This is a genomic window from Magnetospira sp. QH-2 (genome assembly GCF_000968135.1).
Taxonomy (GTDB): Bacteria; Pseudomonadota; Alphaproteobacteria; order Rhodospirillales; family Magnetospiraceae; genus Magnetospira.
On the sequence record NZ_FO538765.1, the window covers coordinates 291,649 to 310,187 of the forward strand.

At 60.7% G+C, this 18,539-nt stretch carries 20 protein-coding genes; 4 read left to right on the forward strand and 16 right to left on the reverse strand.

Features of this window, described 5'->3' with window-relative positions:
• Nucleotides 1-13: 13 nt before the first annotated feature.
• Nucleotides 14-529, reverse strand: a complete 516-nt coding sequence (locus MGMAQ_RS01510) for a MarR family winged helix-turn-helix transcriptional regulator (RefSeq protein WP_082085203.1) — start codon at nt 527-529, stop codon at nt 14-16.
• Nucleotides 530-627: 98 nt separating this feature from the next.
• Between MGMAQ_RS01510 and MGMAQ_RS01515 the strand changes: the two genes are divergently transcribed.
• Entirely contained in the window at nt 628-1,512 is an 885-nt protein-coding gene (locus tag MGMAQ_RS01515) for a branched-chain amino acid aminotransferase (protein ID WP_046022834.1), read from the forward strand.
• A 161-nt stretch (nt 1,513-1,673) separates the two neighbouring features.
• Here MGMAQ_RS01515 and MGMAQ_RS01520 read toward each other — a convergent pair whose 3' ends face one another.
• The 7 genes from MGMAQ_RS01520 to MGMAQ_RS01550 all read right to left on the reverse strand — a co-directional run bounded on the left by MGMAQ_RS01520 (nt 1,674) and on the right by MGMAQ_RS01550 (nt 10,147).
• Nucleotides 1,674-2,384, reverse strand: a complete 711-nt coding sequence (locus MGMAQ_RS01520) for a DUF3750 domain-containing protein (protein ID WP_046020146.1) — start codon at nt 2,382-2,384, stop codon at nt 1,674-1,676.
• A 3-nt stretch (nt 2,385-2,387) separates the two neighbouring features.
• Nucleotides 2,388-3,689, reverse strand: coding sequence for a pitrilysin family protein (locus MGMAQ_RS01525; RefSeq protein WP_046020147.1), 1,302 nt, complete (start codon nt 3,687-3,689; stop codon nt 2,388-2,390).
• 13 nt (nt 3,690-3,702) lie between these two features.
• Nucleotides 3,703-5,034, reverse strand: a complete 1,332-nt coding sequence (locus MGMAQ_RS01530) for a pitrilysin family protein (protein WP_046022835.1) — start codon at nt 5,032-5,034, stop codon at nt 3,703-3,705.
• A gap of 64 nt (nt 5,035-5,098) precedes the next feature.
• Nucleotides 5,099-5,656 carry a DUF3035 domain-containing protein gene (locus MGMAQ_RS01535; protein ID WP_046020148.1) on the reverse strand — a complete coding sequence of 186 codons (558 nt, stop codon included), beginning with the start codon at nt 5,654-5,656 and terminating at the stop codon, nt 5,099-5,101.
• Nucleotides 5,653-6,171 (reverse strand): signal peptidase II, encoded by a 519-nt coding sequence (lspA, locus tag MGMAQ_RS01540; RefSeq protein WP_046020149.1) that lies wholly within the window; start codon nt 6,169-6,171, stop codon nt 5,653-5,655. The genes MGMAQ_RS01535 and lspA overlap by 4 nt, the downstream gene beginning before the upstream one ends.
• A 2-nt stretch (nt 6,172-6,173) precedes the next feature.
• Entirely contained in the window at nt 6,174-9,002 is a 2,829-nt protein-coding gene (ileS, locus tag MGMAQ_RS01545) for an isoleucine--tRNA ligase (protein ID WP_046020150.1), read from the reverse strand.
• A gap of 200 nt (nt 9,003-9,202) precedes the next feature.
• A complete protein-coding gene (locus tag MGMAQ_RS01550) occupies nt 9,203-10,147 on the reverse strand; it encodes a bifunctional riboflavin kinase/FAD synthetase (protein ID WP_046020151.1) in 945 nt (314 codons plus the stop codon).
• Nucleotides 10,148-10,256: 109 nt separating this feature from the next.
• Between MGMAQ_RS01550 and MGMAQ_RS01555 the strand changes: the two genes are divergently transcribed.
• Entirely contained in the window at nt 10,257-10,439 is a 183-nt protein-coding gene (locus tag MGMAQ_RS01555; RefSeq protein WP_046020152.1) for a hypothetical protein, read from the forward strand.
• Between the two features lie 154 nt (nt 10,440-10,593).
• Complete coding sequence (locus tag MGMAQ_RS01560) at nt 10,594-11,514, forward strand: nucleotidyltransferase domain-containing protein (protein WP_158498741.1); 921 nt, start codon at nt 10,594-10,596, stop codon at nt 11,512-11,514.
• Between the two features lie 25 nt (nt 11,515-11,539).
• On the opposite strand, the gene MGMAQ_RS01565 is transcribed toward MGMAQ_RS01560, so the two are convergent.
• The 4 genes from MGMAQ_RS01565 to MGMAQ_RS01580 form a co-directional block, all read right to left on the reverse strand.
• The gene (locus MGMAQ_RS01565) at nt 11,540-11,968 is read right to left on the reverse strand and encodes a MaoC family dehydratase (RefSeq protein WP_046020154.1); all 429 of its coding nucleotides are present in this window, start codon (nt 11,966-11,968) and stop codon (nt 11,540-11,542) included.
• A 134-nt stretch (nt 11,969-12,102) separates the two neighbouring features.
• Nucleotides 12,103-12,492 carry a 3TM-type holin gene (locus MGMAQ_RS01570; protein WP_046020155.1) on the reverse strand — a complete coding sequence of 130 codons (390 nt, stop codon included), beginning with the start codon at nt 12,490-12,492 and terminating at the stop codon, nt 12,103-12,105.
• A 5-nt stretch (nt 12,493-12,497) separates the two neighbouring features.
• Nucleotides 12,498-12,959 carry a cell wall hydrolase gene (locus tag MGMAQ_RS01575; RefSeq protein WP_046020156.1) on the reverse strand — a complete coding sequence of 154 codons (462 nt, stop codon included), beginning with the start codon at nt 12,957-12,959 and terminating at the stop codon, nt 12,498-12,500.
• A gap of 1 nt (nt 12,960) precedes the next feature.
• The gene (locus MGMAQ_RS01580; RefSeq protein ID WP_046020157.1) at nt 12,961-13,260 is read right to left on the reverse strand and encodes a hypothetical protein; all 300 of its coding nucleotides are present in this window, start codon (nt 13,258-13,260) and stop codon (nt 12,961-12,963) included.
• Between the two features lie 342 nt (nt 13,261-13,602).
• On the opposite strand from MGMAQ_RS01580, the gene MGMAQ_RS01590 reads away from it, so the two are divergent.
• Nucleotides 13,603-14,427 carry a formylglycine-generating enzyme family protein gene (locus MGMAQ_RS01590; protein WP_052716031.1) on the forward strand — a complete coding sequence of 275 codons (825 nt, stop codon included), beginning with the start codon at nt 13,603-13,605 and terminating at the stop codon, nt 14,425-14,427.
• Nucleotides 14,428-14,488: 61 nt separating this feature from the next.
• Here MGMAQ_RS01590 and MGMAQ_RS01595 read toward each other — a convergent pair whose 3' ends face one another.
• The 4 genes from MGMAQ_RS01595 to MGMAQ_RS19135 form a co-directional block, all read right to left on the reverse strand.
• On the reverse strand, nt 14,489-15,100 hold the full coding sequence (locus MGMAQ_RS01595; protein WP_148560785.1) for a hypothetical protein: 612 nt from the start codon (nt 15,098-15,100) through the stop codon (nt 14,489-14,491).
• A 335-nt stretch (nt 15,101-15,435) separates the two neighbouring features.
• Nucleotides 15,436-16,452 carry a hypothetical protein gene (locus tag MGMAQ_RS01600; protein ID WP_148560786.1) on the reverse strand — a complete coding sequence of 339 codons (1,017 nt, stop codon included), beginning with the start codon at nt 16,450-16,452 and terminating at the stop codon, nt 15,436-15,438.
• 132 nt (nt 16,453-16,584) lie between these two features.
• Nucleotides 16,585-17,433 carry a hypothetical protein gene (locus tag MGMAQ_RS20580; RefSeq protein ID WP_148560787.1) on the reverse strand — a complete coding sequence of 283 codons (849 nt, stop codon included), beginning with the start codon at nt 17,431-17,433 and terminating at the stop codon, nt 16,585-16,587.
• Between the two features lie 161 nt (nt 17,434-17,594).
• Nucleotides 17,595-18,485 carry a hypothetical protein gene (locus MGMAQ_RS19135; protein ID WP_052716032.1) on the reverse strand — a complete coding sequence of 297 codons (891 nt, stop codon included), beginning with the start codon at nt 18,483-18,485 and terminating at the stop codon, nt 17,595-17,597.
• Between the last annotated feature and the right edge of the window lie 54 nt (nt 18,486-18,539).

The following is an 18,539-nucleotide window of genomic DNA, read 5'->3' on the forward strand; positions in this document are numbered from 1 at the left end:
CAAACGTTCCTGCCTATCCGGGAGCGCGGGGGCCATCCACCCGAGGTCGGTCGGTTTCCTCGATCAGTTGCCGCAGCACGGCCCGAAACCCGGAGACGGCTTCTTCACCGGTATCTCCATAGGCCCGAAGAATGCGCGCCCACTGGGCTTCGGCCAACCGACGCTCAAGGGTTTGGCCCTGGTCTGTCAGGTAAAGCAGTCTTTGCCGACGGTCTGTAGGGCCGGGTTCCTGGCGCACATAGTCTTCCCGAACCAGTTGGCTCAGCACCCGGGCCAGGCTTTGTTTCGTGATCTTGAGGATATCCAGAAGGTCGCTGACCGTGCTGCCCGGATGGGCGCCGATAAAGTAAAGTGCCCGGTGATGGGCCCGGCCGAAGCCGATCTCATCAAGGATTGCATCGGCCTCGCCGGTGAAGTCCCGATAGGCAAAGAACAGCAGTTCCATGGTCCGACGAAGTTCGGCCTCGGTGGCGAAATCATTGTTTTCCAAGGGTCTGGATTTTCCCTTCCGGTTGGGCAAGGCTGCCATGCGACTCAAATATGTCAGTGTTGTTGACATATTACCCGACCAATGCTACTTCCAGCAACATCCTTTCGACACCCACCTTGATTTCGGACGATTGTTTCATGGCTGACCTCATTCCCTTCGACGACCGTGATGGCCTGATCTGGTACAACGGCAAGCTGGTTCCCTGGCGCGAGAGCACTTTGCATGTGTTGTCTCACGGGCTGCACTATGGATCCTGCGTGTTCGAGGGAGAGCGCTCCTACAACGGTGAGATCTTCAAGCTGCGCGAGCATACCGACCGGCTGATCGAGTCCGGGCGCATTCTCGGATTCGAAATTCCTTTTAGCGCCGACGAGATCGATGCCGCCTGTATCGAGACCTGCAAGGCCAACAACATTGTCGATGGCTATATCCGTCCGGTCGCCTGGCGCGGCAGCGAAATGATGGCGGTTTCGGCGCAGCAGACCAAGATCCATGTGGCCATCGCCACCTGGCCCTGGCCGTCTTATTTCAGCCCCGAGCTGCGCGAGAAAGGCATCAGCCTGAAGACCTCGCCCTGGAAGCGTCCGTCGCCGGAATGCGCGCCGGTCCATGCCAAGGCGGCGGGTCTCTATATGATCGCCACTTTGTCCAAGCACCATGCCGAGGCGGCGGGCTATACCGATGCTCTGTTGCTGGATTGGCGCGGCCAGATTTCCGAGGCCACCGGGGCCAATATCTTCATGGTCATGGGCGATGGCAAGCTGCACACGCCGATCCCCGACTGCTTTCTCGACGGCATCACCCGGCGCACGGTCATCGGCCTGGCCAAGGAGCGGGGCTACGAGGTCATCGAGCGGGTGATCATGCCCGATGAACTGCCCAAGGCGACGGAGATTTTTCTGACCGGTTCGGCGGCGGAAGTCACCCCGGTGGGCAAGATCGATGCCTTGACCTTCACCCCGGGCGACATCACCCGCACCTTGATCGATGATTACGAGCGGGCGGTGGGGAAGATCCGTTAACAGCTTGCTGAAAAAGTCCGATTTCGAGTGCGTGGCGACACATGCTTCGACAAGCTCAGCATGAGGGCCTTTGAACTTTCAACATATTAGCCTCACCCAGAGCTTGTCGAAGGGCGAGGCGGTCCGCAGGACAACACTTTTTCAGTAGCCCGTTGAAGCCCTTAAGCCCCGACCCGGCCCACGAGCGGCAGCTTAACGGCCGGGCCCAGCGGATCGATCCCGAAGACCAATCCCAATAGGTTGATCTCCAGGCCCTCTTCCTTGCCAACTGTCAATCCGGCCAGGCCGAACAGGGAGACCTGCCACCCGCTGCCACTGGGGCTGGGGGCGGCAAAGTCGCCATGGGGCAGGTAGTCCTTGCCAATGGCTGTCGGCGGCAGATCCAATCGCAGCTCAGGCACATGGCGCCCAACCCAGGCAGTGAAGGTGTTGGAGTTGGGGCCGGGCCAGACCGTGTATTCGTCGGGATAGGGATAAGCGCGCGCCACCTGGTCGATGCGTTGGATCACCGCATCGGTGCCCGGTCCGCGCAATTCGGCAATCACTTTCGGCTCGGCCCCGAACCAGCGTCCGTCGGCGGGGCGTTGCGACACCGAGACCGCTGACATGCCATGATAGGCCCGCCAGCCGATCACTTCGTAAACGGTGAAAGCCTCGGCGTTGGTCGGTTTGGCGGCGATCCAGGTATGCACCCCGAACCAGCCGCGCCAGCTCCAGGCCCGCGCCGCATAGACCTGTACCAGGGCTTCGGTCACTTGTTGCGGATCGGGCGCGATCCCTGCCGAATCCCGGCTGGCGGTGCGCCAATCGCCGGGGGCACAGGCACCGAGCACCAGTGTCACCAGGGCCAATGCCGACCAGCGCCCAGCCATGGGCTACATCCCCTCTGGCTGCCCGACCACCACGAAGGTCAGCCGGTCCGGCGTGAGCAGGCGTTTGGCGATGCGGCGCACGTCTTCGGGGGTGATGGACTCGATAAACCCGTTGCGGCGGTCCAGATAGTCCAGACCCAGATCATGAATTTGCATGCCCATCAGGGTCGCCGCCAAGGCGCTGCCGGACGTGAAACGCAAAGGATAGGAGCCGGTGAGATAAGTCTTAGCATCGCGGACCTCTTCATCGGTGGGGCCAGTGTCGCGCATCAGGTTCCACTGCTCGCGGACCACGGCGATGGTCTCGGCCGCGCGGGCATTGGCGGTCCCGGCCTCGCCAATGTAGAGGGCGGCCCGGTCCAGCGGCCACAGATCCGTGCCCACCGAATAGGCCAGTCCCCGTTTGTCACGCACTTCCTCATACAGCCGCGAGGATAAGCTGCCGCCGCCGAGGATGTAGTCCAGCACCAAGGCACCATAATAATCTGGGTCCCGGCGGGACAATCCTTGTTGCCCGAACATGATGATGCTTTGCTCCACATCCTCGTTGATGACCTGGACCTGGCCACTGAGAGTCGGCTCGGTTTCGGGCAGATCAATCTTGCCACCCGATAGGGGTAAATTCGTGAACGATCGATCCAGAAAGGCCTTGGCCCGCTCTGGCGTGATATCCCCATAGAGCCCGACCACCAACCGGTCACGGGCGAAATGGCGCTGCACGAAACCCTTGATATCGGCAATGGTCAAATCGGTAATGGTCTGCACCGTTCCCCGGATCGAGCGGCCATAGGGATGATTGGGGAATAGGGACTTCATGAAGCGGCGAGAGGCGATACTATTCGGATTCTCGACGGCACGATGGCGCCCTGCGAGGAGCAATGCCCGCATGCGGGCCACCGGCTCCTCATCGAAGCGCGGCGCGGCGAGGGCTAGAGAGAGCAGGTCTTCCGCCTCCTTCAAATTGCGGGTCAGGGTCGTCAGAGTTCCGGTAAAGCGGTCGCGCCCGGAAGAAAACGACAGGTCGACGGAAAGGTCTTCAAGCTTGCGCTGAAAAGCTTGGGAATCCAAATTCCCGGCCCCCTCGTCGAGCAACGTGGAGACCATATAGGCCAGGCCTTCCTTGCCCTCCGGTTCCAGTGCCGCGCCGCCCTTGAACCCAAATGACACATGCAAGATAGGATGGGTATGGTCTTCGATCAGCCAGGCCGTCACGCCGTTGGCGGCGGTGACCGTCTGAACCTTGGGTACGGCGGCGGCGGGAAAGGCCAGCCCCACCGCAAGGATAATCAAGAGCAGGCGTACCACGGGGGCTTGTTCCTTATTCTTCCATGTCGAGCAAGATGGCGGTCACGTGACCAGGTTGGTCAAACACTGCTTGGGCGGCCTCTTCCACGTCTTGGCGGGTGACCTCGGCAATGCGCTTGGGCCAGGATTCCACGTCTTCGATGGTCTGGCCGGTGGTCAGGGCGACGCCGAACATATGCGCGGCGGTGCGCAGGGACTCGCGGGCATAGATGGCGGAATCCAGCATGCGCTGTTTGGCCCGGGCCACTTCTTCGTCGGTGACGCCATCATTCAGCAGTTTGGAGATCTGTTCTTGAAAAGCGGCTTCCAACCTGTCGGGGTCGGTACCGCGATTGAGCTGGGCGGATAGGGCGAACCCCGTGCGGTCCAGGGAATCGCCATCGTAATGGCTGCTCACGGAGGTCGCCAGTGATTTCTCCATCACCAAGCTACGATATAGCCGACTCGTGGCGCCGCCGCTGAGCAGTTCATCGAGCACGCTCAAGGCATGAGTTCGGATGACCTCTCCCGTGGCGAAGGATGGCGCCGGATAGGTGCGCGACCAACGGGTCTGACCAGCGTTGGCATCTCGCAGGATGATCCGACGTTCGGCCTCCAGCACCGGCGACGGCGGGCGTACCCGCTCGGGCGGCGGCGCGGTGCAGGCCTTGGGCCCGTAATGCTTTTCAGCCAGCGGAAGAACGTCATCCATGGTCACGTCACCGGCCACGATCAAAATGGCATTGGCCGGGCAGTACCAGCGCTCGTAGTGGCTCATGATGTCTTGGAGAGTGATGCTCTCGATTTCCTGCTCCCATCCAATGATCGGCTGGCCATAGGGATGGTTGATGTAAAAGGCAGGCGAGGCGGCTTCGTGCAACTGGGCGCTGGGTCTATTGCCGACCCGCTGGCGCCGCTCTTCCAGCACCACCTGGCGTTCCGGTTCAATGATCGGAGCGCTGAGCGTCAGTCCGCCCATGCGATCGGCTTCCATGGCCATCATCAGCCCCAGCCGGTCGCTGGCCACGGTTTGATAATAGGCGGTGTAGTCATAGGAGGTGAAGGCATTCTCCCGTCCGCCATTGCGGGCGACGATCTGCGACATCTCATTGGGCGCGTAGTTCTCCGTGCCCTTGAACATCAGGTGTTCCAGCAGATGCGACAGGCCACCCTTGCCCGGCGGTTCATCGGCCCGCCCGACCCGATACCAAACCATGTGGGTAACCACGGGCGCCCGATGATTGGGCACCACGACGACCTGAAGGCCGTTCTCAAGGGTATCGGTTTGCGGATTGAAAATCCCCGCCACGGAGTCCGTGACGGAAATCAACAACGCGAATAGGCTAAGAAAGGGAAGCAGTCTCATGGCACCGTCGAACCGTTTGATCCTGTATGGAACATGGATCGCAATCGGAGAGACCGCAAGGGCCTCAATCAAAAATGCCTTCGAGCCAGCCCTTTTCCTTGCGCTCGATCACCGGAGTCTCACCGGTGGTGACCGGTTCGCCCAGCGCCTGATTGCTCTTGATCCGTTCGCTTTCCTTCTTCGGATCGATGATCTCTCCGGTGGGATCTTTTTTCTGCCAGAACAACAGGCTGTCGGTAAAGCCTTCGTCTTCGCGCACCAAAGCCGAGGTCTCCCGATTGACCTCTTCGCGGATGGCCGGGTCAATACCGATGGCGCCTGCGTTGCGCAACAAGGCCTCGGTCCCGGCTGTGGCCTGCGGAGGCTTGGAGTTTCGTGCGGTCCGTCCGGCCAGCATGGCTCGCCGCGCGGTGGTCGCGGGGTCGGTCACCTCGGGGCGCGCCGTGCCCGGTGCCGGAGGCCGCAGCCCGAAGTCCGGTGGCATGCTCAAGGGGGCACGGGAATAGACGGTGAACTCGTCCGGCGCCTGTTTCGTGCCGATGCCGAGGATTTCCTTGGTGTCGCTGCAACCGCCCAGGCTCAAGCCGAGGACGATGACCAATGCCGTTGTGATGCGTCTCATGACCGATCGCTCCCTGTCTCGTCCTTATTTGTAAGACTTTCCTCGCCGCCGAACAAGCTATCCGCGACCAACAGGATCGCGCCAACGGTAATGGCGGAGTCCGCCACATTGAAGGCGGGCCAATGCAGCCCCCCCATATGGACATCGAGAAAGTCCGCCACGGCGCCATAGCGGAAGCGGTCAATCACATTGCCGATGGCGCCGCCGATGATCAAACCCAGCAATAAATTCAAGCCCCCGCGCTCTGATCGACCCATCCAGACAGCGAGCACCATGACAATCACCATGGCCAGTCCGGAGAGGATCCAGACCGAATAGTCACCGCCCGAATCGAACAGGCCGAAACTGACACCGCGATTCCAGACCATGACCAAATTGAAAAAAGACGTGACTTCGATGACCTGCGGCGGCGCCATGACGCGTTCGACAATCCACCACTTGCTGAGCTGATCAAGGATCAGCACCAGCAAAGCCAGGGACAGGCCGGGAATCAATCGGATGCGCAGATCTGACATGGTCAATCCGAAATGGCCTCCGCGCAGCGACCGCAGATTCCCTCGTGGCCATGGTCGCCCACGTCGGGCAGCACCTGCCAGCAGCGTTGGCACTTCTCGCCCTCGGCCAGATTGACCATGACACCGATTCCGGCCACCGTCTCGTCGGTGAAGGCGCCCTCGGGCACCTCGCCCGCCTCGACGGTGATCTCCGAGGTGATGGCGATTTCCGCCAGATCCAGTCCATCCAGGGCCATCATTTGGTCGGTGGTGACGGTGACCGTCGGATGGGCCTGCAGGCTGGCACCGATAGTCTTGTCGGCCCGCTTGACCTCCAACGCCCCAGTCACCACGCGGCGCACCTCCCGCACGGTCGCCCATTTCTCCGCCAGCGCATCGTCGCGCCAGGACTCGGGGATTTCGGGGAACTGCCGCAGATGCACCGAGCCATCCTCCGACGGGTTGCGGGCCAGCCAAGCCTCTTCCGCCGTGAAGCAGATATAGGGTGCCAGCCAGGCCGTCAGGGTATCGAACAGGATATCGCAGACCGTCCGCGCCGCCCGGCGCCGGATCGAATTGGCCCCATCGCAATAGAGGCTGTCCTTGCGGATATCCAAATAGAAGGCCGACAGTTCCCCGGCACAGAAGTTATGCAGCTTCTCGAACAGCGGATGGAACAAGAAGTCGTTGCAGCCCTGGCGCACCTCCTGATCCATTTCCCACAGCCGGTGCAGCACCCAGCGTTCCAGTTCCGGCATCTGCTCCATGGGGAGGCGTTCGCCCTCGCTCCAGCCATTCAGATTGCCGAGCAGGAAACGGAAGGTGTTGCGCAGACGGCGATAGACATCCGCATGCTGCTTGAGGATCTCCGGGCCGATGCGCAGGTCTTCGGAATAGTCCGAGCCCAACACCCACAGACGCAGGATATCGGCGCCCTGATTATTGTAGACGTCCTGCGGAGAGACGATGTTGCCCAGGGACTTGGACATTTTCTGACCGTCTTCGGCCATGACGAAGCCATGGGTCAGCACCGCTTCATAGGGGGCCACGCCCCGGGTGCCGCAGGATTCCAGCAACGACGAATGGAACCAGCCACGATGCTGATCCGAGCCTTCCAAATACAGGGAAGCAGGCCATTTGAGGTCCTCGTTGGGTTCCAGCACGAAGCTATGGGTACAGCCGGAATCAAACCAGACGTCTAGGATATCGGTGACCTGATCATAGTCTTCGATCTTGTAGCTATTGCCGAGGAAATCCTGTCCGTCGCGATTGAACCAGACGTCGGCGCCGCCCTCGCGGAAGGCATCGACGATGCGGTCGTTGACTCCCTGATCGCGCAGCGGCTCGCCGGTTTTCTTGTCGACGAACACGGCGATGGGTACGCCCCAGGCGCGCTGCCGCGAGACACACCAGTCCGGGCGGCTTTCGATCATGGACCGCAGCCGGGTCTGACCTCCGGCGGGCACGAAGCGGGTCTCGTCGATGGCCTTCAACGCCTTGTCGCGCAGGTCGTTGGTGTCCATGGAGATGAACCACTGCGGCGTATTGCGGAAGATCAGCGGTGCCTTGGAGCGCCAGGAATGGGGATAGCTATGCACCAGCTTGCCCTTGGCCAGCAGGTTTTCCGCCTTGGCCAGCTCGCGCATCACCGCCCAGTTGCCGGGAAAGTCGAACTTGCGCGGTCCCTTGACCTCCAACACCTTGATCCCGGCGAACAGCGGCACATGATCGAAAAAGGCGCCATCCGGGCCCACCGTGTCGGGCACGGCCACACCGTTGGCGATGCCCAACTCCCAGTCATCCTGGCCATGGCCAGGGGCGATATGCACGAAGCCGGTGCCCGTATCCACCTCGACAAATCCGGCGGGCAGCAGACGGATGTCGAAGTCGTAGCCGCCCTCGTGCAGCGGGTGGCGGCAGATGGTCCCGGCCAGGTCCGAGCCCGTCAGGCGATGGACGATCTCGTGGCTTTCGATCCCGGCGGTGGCACAGACTTCGCCCACCAGGGCCTCGGCAACGATGATCTTGTGCCCTGGCTGGGCGCCTGATTTCTCGCCCGCACCGGTGACTTCCAAGACCACATAATCGATGCCCTCGCCATAGGCCACGGCGCGGTTGCCGGGGATGGTCCAGGGGGTGGTGGTCCAGATGATCACCGAGGCGCCATCGACCTCGGGCACCGATGGCGTGGCCACCGGAAAGCGCACATAGATGGTGGTCGAGGTATGGTCGTAGTATTCCACCTCGGCTTCGGCCAGGGCGGTCTTTTCGACACAGGACCACATGACCGGCTTGGCGCCCTTATAGAGTCCGCCGTTCATGACGAACTTGCCCAGTTCACCGACGATCTTGGCCTCGGCCTCGAAAGACATGGTGGTATAAGGGGCATCGAAATGGCCTTCGACCCCTAGGCGCTGGAACTCCTCGGCCTGAATACCGATCCACGATCCGGCGAAGTCGCGGCATTCCTGACGGAACTCGGGCACCGGCACGGCGTCCTTGTCCTTCCCGGCGTCGCGGTATTTTTCCTCGATTTTCCATTCAATGGGCAGGCCGTGGCAGTCCCAGCCGGGGATGTAATAGGCGTCCTTGCCCATCATCTGCTGCGACCGGTTGATCACGTCCTTGAGGATCTTGTTCAGGGCATGGCCGATATGCAGATGGCCGTTGGCATAGGGCGGGCCGTCATGCAGCACGAATTTCTCGCGGCCACGGGCATCGGCGCGCAGCTTTTTGAACAGCTCGGTCTGTTTCCAGCGTGCCAGGATCTCCGGCTCTTTTTTGGCCAGGCCGGCGCGCATGGGAAAATCGGTCTTCGGCAGGAAGAGGGTGTCTTTGTAGTCGACGCTCATGGATTTGCTCTCGAAAAGCGGGGAACGGTGGGCGAAGGACGGACAAACCCGCGCGCGAGCCGTATCGCGGCCCCCAGGGCGCGGGTCAGATAATTCGCCCGATCTCCCGGAAGGCCGGGGACGGCGCGGCTTGGTGCATGCAGGCGCTCATGGGCGCGGACTATACGGTCCCGCCGCCCGGGGGGCAAGGGTTAGCGACGTTATTGTGCTAAGATCTCTCGAGCCTGAGCGCTGTCTTTGCCGATCTGGGTTTGCAATTCGGTCAGACCGTTGAACTTGCGTTCTGGCCGCAGGTGTTCGATCAGCGCGACCCGTAGATGCTTGCCGTACAGGTCCTCGTCGAAATCGAACAGATGCACTTCCAGGGTCACGCCCTGGGTTTCGTAAGTGGGGCGCATGCCCAGGTTGGCCACGCCGTCGATCCAATGGGTTTCGCCACCCTGGTCGACCCCGGCCCGCACCGCATACACTCCGAAAGAGGGATGGATATACTCGCCCAGATGGACGTTGGCGGTGGGAAAGCCGATGGTCCGCCCGCGTTTGTCGCCATGTTCCACCCGGCCCTCGATCTCGAACGGGCGCCCGAGCACCGCCGCCGCGCCACGCGGGTCGCCACTTTGCAGATAGTCGCGCACCCGGGTGGAGGAATAGGGTTCGCCGCCGTCGTCGGTCACCGCCGGAACACAGGTAAAGCCGTAGCCATGTTCCTGGCCCATGGCCAGCAGCATCTGGCAGTTTCCGCGCCGCTTGGCGCCGAACTGGAAATCGTATCCGGCGATCACATGACTGGCCCCCAAGGCGCCCACGACGATCTCGTCGACAAAGGATTCCGCCGGATGCTTGGCTAGAGCCATGTCGAAATGCAGCACCACCATGAAATCGACGCCCATCTCCTCGATATGGCGCGACTTGATGCGGAACGGAGACAGCCGGAACGGTTCTTGATCCGGTTTGAACAGCAGCCGGGGATGAGGCTCGAAGGTCAATACACCCCACGGCACCGAAGGATCGCCGGCGCGCGCGATCAATCCCGCCTCGCCGATCACCGCCCGGTGGCCCAGGTGAACGCCGTCGAAGTTGCCGACCGCCACGGCCCCGCCCTTTAGTTCCGGCGGCAGGCCTTCGTAATGCCGAAAGATACGCATGGGGCCGGAAGGTGCCCGCCGGTCGGCGCCGGGTCAAGGGGAAATGCGGCCAAGCTTGAGGTTCGCCGCGACCGGGGGAGACTGATCCAGCGACGAAAGGAATTCAGCCATGACCACTCACGCCGCCCTTTGGGCCCGGGACCGCGACCTCTCTCCGGTGGCGGTGGACTGGGTCCTCGCCGTGATGCTCAAGACCATCGACGGCAAATGCAAGATGGCTGCCGGTGATGAAGGGCTTCAAGGCACGGCTACGGGCGGAGGGGTTGTCGGGGGCGCGGTGAGGAGCCGTTGATCCCGGGTCACGCGAACCCACACCATACCGCCTCAAATCCTAGTTCTTTGATATTTTTGATTTTGCCACTATTATATATGAATTCGCACATGAGAGTGGCAAAGTTATGGACTTCAATGAGATAGATCTGGATGGTCGCCGCCGTATCGTTGACATGACACAGATCCATGACGCTCTGGCTCATGTGCGTGCCGACCTTGATCATCGGTTCGCGGGCTCCATGCGATGGGTATCCCGCAATGGGACGGACTATCTCTACCGGAAATTCAAGGCCTCGGAAAAGTCTCTCGGCCCACGATCCCTGAAAACGGAAGAGGCCGATCGATTATTCCGCGATGGGCGGGATGAAGCCAAGGCCCGGGAGGCCCGCCTAAAGAAACAACTCGATCAGGCCGCTCCCATCCTCCGGGCCTCGAACCTCGGTAGGGTCCCCGTGATTACCGCGAAGATCCTGCGCAGGCTTGCGCGCGACGGCGTTCTGGGCCGTGACCTGATCGTCGTCGGGACAAATGCACTCTATGCCTACGAAGCCCATGCCGGGGTCCAAATCCGGGCCGGACACCTGGCCACCGGCGATGTTGATTTGCTGTTTGATGCGCGCCGAGGGCTGCGATTCTGTTCCGAAGAGCTCCGGCAGGAAGGCCTGTTGCGTATCCTGCAACGGGTCGATCGCAGCTTCACGGGCCAGGGCTACCGGGCCTCCAACAACGACGGCTTTTACGTCGATCTGATCCGCCCCGAATCGCGCCACGAAGTCGCCACCAATCCAGCGGACCGGATTGTCGATGACGATCTTGTCGCGACGCCGGTCTTGGGTCTGGATTGGTTGCTGAGTGTTCCAAAATTCGAACAGGTTGCCGTCGGTGAAGACGGGCTACCGGTCCCCATGGCGGTCATCGATCCTCGGGCCTTTGCCCTACAAAAAGCCTGGCTCGCCCGCCGCCCGGATCGCGATCCCATCAAAAAGGTTCGCGACCAGGCACAAAGCGATGTCGCCGCGGAACTGGCGGCTCGGTACTTCGGGATGGACATGGATGATCCCGTATTGACGGGGCTCCCGAAAGCCTTGCGGTAATAGCTCCAGGACCCAGATTTGCCCCCTACCCCCGCTTGGGCACCATCAGCGTCGCTTCGCCGACCAGCACCTTCTTGTCGCCGACGGTGCAGACGGTATCGAATTCCACAAAACCCTTTTCCGGGACCAGCTTGGTGACCGTCACCCGGGCGATGACCGTGTCACCGATTTTCACCGGGGCCTTGAAACGTAGGTTCTGGCTGACATAGATGCAGCCCGGCCCGGGGAGCTTGGTACCGAATACGGCGGAGATCAGACCCGCGGACAGCATGCCGTGGGCAATGCGGCCCTTGAACATGGTCTGGGAGGCATAGTCCTCGTTCAGGTGCACTGGATTGGTGTCGCCCGATACCCCTGAAAAAGCGGCGATGTCGGCCTCGGTGACCGTCTTGCCGAACAGATCGGTCATGCCCTCGTCCAGATCCTCGAAATAATAGCCGTTCAATTCTTCCATGGTCGTCTCTCCCCTTGGCTTGCGGTCCCTGTTGATTCAGGCCCAAGAGTCTGACCGAGGGGATTTTGCGATGCAATGGATAATTTTGCGCTGCGGCATTTTTTGGGCACAAAAAAAGCGTTGGGAGAGCGGGATCAATTCCCGCCCTCCTTCCAGACCTTGACTCCTTTTTCCACCGAGCGGCCGACCACGTAGCCGCCGACACCGATCTTGAGCAACTCCCACATGTCGGGGGGGAGCGGCATCATCGGCGAGCCGGTGATGGGGGAGACAATGTAGTTGTTGGCGATGATGACGCCGAACAGGCACATGAGCAAAGGCCGCCAATTGCGTTGTAGCCAGCTTTCGCCATTGGCCTCGGCGACGATGATGCTGGCCGCCTGTTCGATTTCCTTCATCTGGCCGGTGAGCACCATGGTCTGAAGCTCACCCTTGATTTTGTTTTTTTCGTCTTCGTCCTCCACCGCCTTGTCGACGACGGAGAACAGGCCCGACAGCAGCGGGCCGATCAGGGCTCCGATCATCTTCCTCACTCCACATCGTTATAGAACAGGTGATGGCCGATCAGCGCGCAGGCTTCCCTGCCAAAGGCCCAGTGTGGATCAATGCCCATGGCGTGGTAATGGGTGGCGCCAAAGGTGCGGTCCTTGAGCTTGCGATCCACGGCCCGGCGGGCGACCCACAGGCAGCGGTCGAAGATCGGATTACCCGGGCCGACCTTTTCGATCTTGTCCCGGTTGGGGTCGTCCTCGTTCCAGCAGGAGAATTGCCAAGGCTTTTGGCAGACTTCTTCCACCGTCTCGCCCCACCAGTATCCGTTGCGGCGACGTCGGCCGCGCAGCACCCGGTTCATGATCACCGAAGCCACCGCTTCGGCGCCCTCGGGGGGTTCACCGCGGGCCTCGCCATAGAGGGTCCGGGCCAGGATATCCACCTGACGCTCGTAGTCGGCTTCGTCCTCGAAGTGTTTCAGGATTTGTTTGCTGGTCATGTCAGGCTCCTCCGATGGCGCCATCGAGTTTGTCCTCGATGCGGATCAGGTGGTCGGTCAGACGCTTTTCCACGTCCTTGAGGTGAGAAATGGAGGCATAGGACTTGGCCACCTCCAGCTTGTAGGCGGAAAGCCCTTCGCGGACGCGGGCGACCTGGTTTTCCATTTCATGGCAACTGCGGTCCAGGGCGTCTTCCGCCTCTTTTCGAGTGCGCCAGATCAGCCAGAACAAACCGGCCAGCGCGGGGAGTTCCACAGCGGTGATCCACCAGATCACGTCCATGGGGGTTCCTGAGGTCATGGTGATAGTTCCTTTCTTGGTTGGGGGCCGAACAGCCGACGGGCCGCCTCTCGGTGGTGAGAGCGCGGCCCGTCGGCTGTTCGGCTTGGGGGTGAATAAGGGAGCGTCAGCCTGGAAATCCCAGAGCGTGGGATGCACTCTGGGCCAATTCGTCGTCTTGAACCTTGGGCAGAACCGATTGAAAGGCCAATTCGGTCTTCGGGCCGATCCAGCCGTCTTCCTTGATCGGTTGCCAGTCGGTGTCCTTTTCGGCGCCCAGGTCGTTGATCGCCGTTTGCAGACCGATGCCCCAGGGCTTCGGGCGCCGGTCCTCGGGCTGGAATTTTGGTTGGGTTATTCTTGATGTTTGGTCCGATTGAAGCTCAGACGAAACCGCTCAAGCCCGGCGATGTCTTCAAGGATTGCCCCGTTTGCCCCGAAATGGTCGTCATCCCGGCGGGTAGCTTCATGATGGGGCATGATCAGCCGGACGAGCATATTCACGGTGATGACTTCGTCAGCACCAAACCGGTGCGCCGGGTCACAATCAAGCTCCCCTTCGCCATGGGGCGGTACGAAGTGACCGTGGAAGAGTTTCAAGCCTGCATGGATGACGCTTTGTGTTGGCTCGATGGAGCAAACCTACGAAGGGACACCAAGCCCCGAATGCCGGTTGTCAAACAAACGTATATTGAGGCATTGGGTTTTCTTCATTGGCTTAAACTAAAAACTGGCCGCCAGTATCGCCTGCCCAGCGAGGCGGAGTGGGAATACGCTGCTCGCGGCGGCGCCACAACACGGTATTGGTGGGGCGACGCTATGGAGTATGGCCGCGCGAACTGCGGTGTTTGCTTGCCGCGAGAGGAAAAACGAGGGCTCAGGGTTGTCGGTTCTTTTCCGCCCAACCCTTTTGGCTTGTACGACATGTTGGGCAACGTTGACGAGTGGGTCGCCGACTGCTGGAACGACAGCTATGAAGGCGCGCCTGCCGACGGCGCTCCCCGAACTGATGGCGATTGTACCAGAGGTACGGGCCGGGGAGCTGATTGGAACTCGAGGCTAACATACACACCCGTATTCGACAGAGGCTGGAACCTCTACCTGAAACGCGACAAAGACGGTGGCTTCCGCGTGGTCCGCGACCTGACCGATGAGGAGCTGGGACTGACCGGGGAAGATAAACCTTGATCCGCGCCGTGATTTCGGCACGGGTCTTGGATTGTTGGGCCGACCCTTTGCCCATATCAACTTAGCGGGAGAGAAGCCGCCCAAGCGTTTTTCCCACCGACGACGACGGGGCCTCGGCACGCCTCTTCTCCATGGCCGCCTTCACGAAGGGATGCTGGCGCGCGTTGGAACCAAGGGACCACAGCGCCGAGGCACCGATCGCCAGAGGCCGGATTTCCGTCGGTTCATACTTGCCCAGGACGGCCTTGAGTGCCTCCCGGTCGTTGTTCTGGCGCGCCAGGGTGACGGCAAACATATCCTCGGTATCGTATTTCCCAGAGGCCTGCATGTCGTAGATCCAATCCATGATGTGGGTCACATAGACGGCGTCCCCGGTGGCGAAAGCGGCGCCCCAAAGAAAGTCCAGATCCTGGCTGGAACTGATCGGAGTGGCTTGGATTGGTGGATAGGAGCCCGCAAAAACCTTCGCTACGGCCTCCCAATGGCCTTTTTCCCGGGCATAGGCTTCGGCCTTGTCTCTTTGCCCGGCAAAGAGCAGGGAAAGGGAAAGGGCCGAGACGGTCGGTCGTTGGTAGTCACCCAGGAGCCATACCGCTGTCCGATCGGGATATTTCGCCGCCAATCCGGCAAAAAAGCCGATGATTGGGGGCCGACGCTTATTGTCGCGAAACATGTCCGCCTGTTCCATGTCCTTTATAATTTGAGGGACAGATTCCAGCTGGGCGGACCGGTAGAAGAACGTGATCCGGTCTTCGCTCGCGGCGGCAGGGACATGAAAAATGGGTATGCAGCTCACTAAAACTAAATACGAGAATAACCTTCTAACACTTGCCATATCCATCATTAAGCATTCCCATCCATTCATTTCATAGTATAAAATGTATTATAATACCCGCAATATGACAAGATCGGAGCCATCGATAGAGCAGACCGGTTGGTTTGACCGTCGATGGGCCGCATCCCATTACCGGGAGCGCGGCCCATCGACGGACTGGCATAAAGGAGGCCTCAGCCAATGAAACCCAGGTGGTGATAAAGGGTGCCGACCAAGTCATCATCCTCCACTTGCGGTAGCAGGCTCTGGAAAGCCAGTTCGGTCTTGGGGCCGATCCAGCCGTCTTCTTTGATGGCCTGCCAATCGGAATCCTTGTCCTTGCCCATGTCGTTGAGCATGGACTGGATGCCATAGCCCCAAGGTTTGGGGCGGCGATCGTTTTCATCGAACTTGCCGGTGGGCAGCAGAAGCGGGGAGAAGGCCTCATCGGCAGCCTGGGCCAAGCTGCCGGTCGGCTTGATTTCACCGAGACGGGCCTTGGCGACATGGTCCTTGAACCGAGCCAAGCCGACCGCCTCGCCCACCGAGTCCGGTCCCAATCTGGCGACCGAGCGGAAGAGCGCCCCCTTGGTCTTAGGCCCGAACTCTCCATCGCGCTTCAGGTTTTGAAGATCCGGGGTGCGGCCAGCCGGGGCAGCGGTATTGAGCAAATTGATGCCGGACTGCAAGGAATCCACGGCACCGGACCAATGCTCCTTCTCTGCCATGCGGGCCACCTGACGGCCAACGCCCATCACGCCCTGTTGCGCGCTCCGGCCCCGGGGATCACGGGCCGCCGTCTCGTTGGGTCGGGGTGGCACCTTGTAGGACGGTGGGACCATTCGACCGGTGGCATCGGTCTCTGCCGGGCCGGTGCCATAGAACAGCTTGTGCCATTCAGTAAGGCGATCGTTGGTCCGCTCGAATTCCGGATGGCCCGCCAGCATGGCTTGATCGGAGCCGGTCAGGGTCTCCACTTCCTTTTCGGTCCAGTCCTCGGTGCGTTTGGCAAGGATGCCGTCGGCGCCTTTGGGCGCTTCCGCGAGGGTGGCGAAGAACTCGGCCCGGACCTTTTCAGCCAATTCATGGGCCGCCCGTTCGGTATCCGGGGTTTGTTCGGGAAGCGGGCCACCGGTATTGTCGGGTTGTCCGGATACAAAGTCGCGCAGGCGTTTGGACCGCTGCCGGTTCTGTTGAAATGTCTGTTGCATGGTCATTCCTTTCTCATGCGGTTGGGTAACGAAAAAAACCCGGACGACTGCCCGGGGTTGCCCCCTCTCCAGGATGGAGAGGAATTGAGAATTCGAAGAAAGTGCTCGAATAGCTGTGTCAGGGTGACGTGATCATTCTTCGTCGTCATCGGCCCCCAGGGCGGCGAGCCCGGCGGCGGAGTTGAACTGGATGATCTTGCGCAGGGCCGGATTACCGTTGACCGCCGCCCGGATGGCCTTGGCGGTTTTGGGCGCCACGGTCTTCAGGTAGGACGGATCAACCATATAGGCGCGGATGGCCTCGGCCATCAGTTCCCGAGGCGGATCGTCACCGTCGTAGCCGTGCCGTTCCGGGGTAAAGCGGGGCTGGCCGGGAGCCGGGAATTCCCCCGCCCGCTCGGGGGCGATGAGGGTGTGGTAGAGGTCTCCCAGTTCGTCCTCCAGGCCCTTGACGGGGATCTCCCCCGCCGCCTGATCGATCACATGGCCCACTTCGTGGGCGTAGACCTTGGGAAGGTCTTCGGGGGTGAGATCTTCCGATAGCGCAACCCCTAAAGGTTGTTTTGATTTGGGGTGATACGGTGTCTCAGCCCAATTTCCTTCGAGGGATTCGTGCGAAGCAAATGCAGCTTTTCTTCCAGTTGCTTCCTCTGTAATTCCGTCAAGTTCTCTTTCTCCAAGCGGTTGATCAGGTCCTTGATCAACTTTTCTGCCCACCACTCGATTCTCGACTTGGAGGGGCCGTCCTTCGATGTCATGGGTGAGTCGTCCTTGCTCATCGGTCCTGGCTCCATTGGGATAGTCGCCCTCGAAGGGACGCTGGGTCCCACTGGGGGGATTATAGATGTTCGGGCGGTTCTGGGCAAGGGAGTTACTCTGCTTGGTACGACCTTGAGGCGCATTGGCGAGGGCGCCCTTGAGGCCCTTGTTGGCCTGTTTGGCCGCCGCGCCGAGGCCGGGGAGAGTTCCGACGGCGGTCACGCCGCCCTGGATCCAGTCGCCCTTCTTGAAATCATGCAGGGCCTCGTTGACCGCCGTGGCGACTCCTGCGGGGGTGAAGTCGACTAGGGGTAAAGGATTTTTACCGCTGCCATCCGATCGACCGACGATCCGGTCGGCCAGATCCCGGGCCTAATGGCTGTTTAACCTTCGTACCACCAGGCCTCAGTGAGATAGTCCTCGGGAATATCGGAGCAGTCTGGTGTCAATTTCTGCTTGGCCAGGGCCGCTTCCCATCGGGGCCGCAGGCTTGGCGGCAAAGCCCGCCCGCACCAGGGGCAGAAACTGATGGGTATCACGTCAAGCGGTTGCTCACCCAGAGGGCGCGAGAGGTCCGCCACCCTACGGATGCCATACTCACGCACGTGGGGAAGGTAGGCGATCATACATTCTTCGTCATCGAAAAATGGCTTCATTTTGTTGCACATATGGGGCGGATGGCCAGGCGGTCGGGCGTACCCGGGATGGGCCAATCCATCCAGGCCAATGTGTCTCTCCGGTCGTTCGTTCGGCCTGGGGAAAGGAAACTCGGGCTCCTTAATCTCCGGATCTTCTATCAGAAACGGAGAGATGATCGAACCTGGCATCAAATGTGGATTTGTCACCGGCCATTTGCGGGTGCGCCACCAAGCTTCGCTTTGCATTTCCTGGGGCAGGTTGGCGAAGGCCTCACGGTCAAACTGCTCATCGCCTTCCGGATTGGCTTTCCATTGCGCTTCCAGGAAAGCTTCACAGTCAATTCCGTGATCCTCGAACAGCACCTCACACCATTCTTGACCAAGATATCCGGCCATGGGATTGCCCGTCCAGGGGCAAAAATCGATCTCCTGGGAAAGGGGGCCATTGAAGGGGTACCAAACCCATTCGATATTGTATCCCTCCTCCTGCAGGGGATATTCGCGAATCAGCCCCACATGCCTGTCTTGCGGTATATGCACTAGAGCCACGTTTGGCGCTTCAACGGCGGCCTTCAATTCCGAGCACATGCCGACAGTATCGAAGACGACGGGGCGCTCGGAGAGATAGTCATACATGGATATGGCCCAAACGAATGAGAAGGGCGGAGTCCGGATCGATAATCCAGCCTC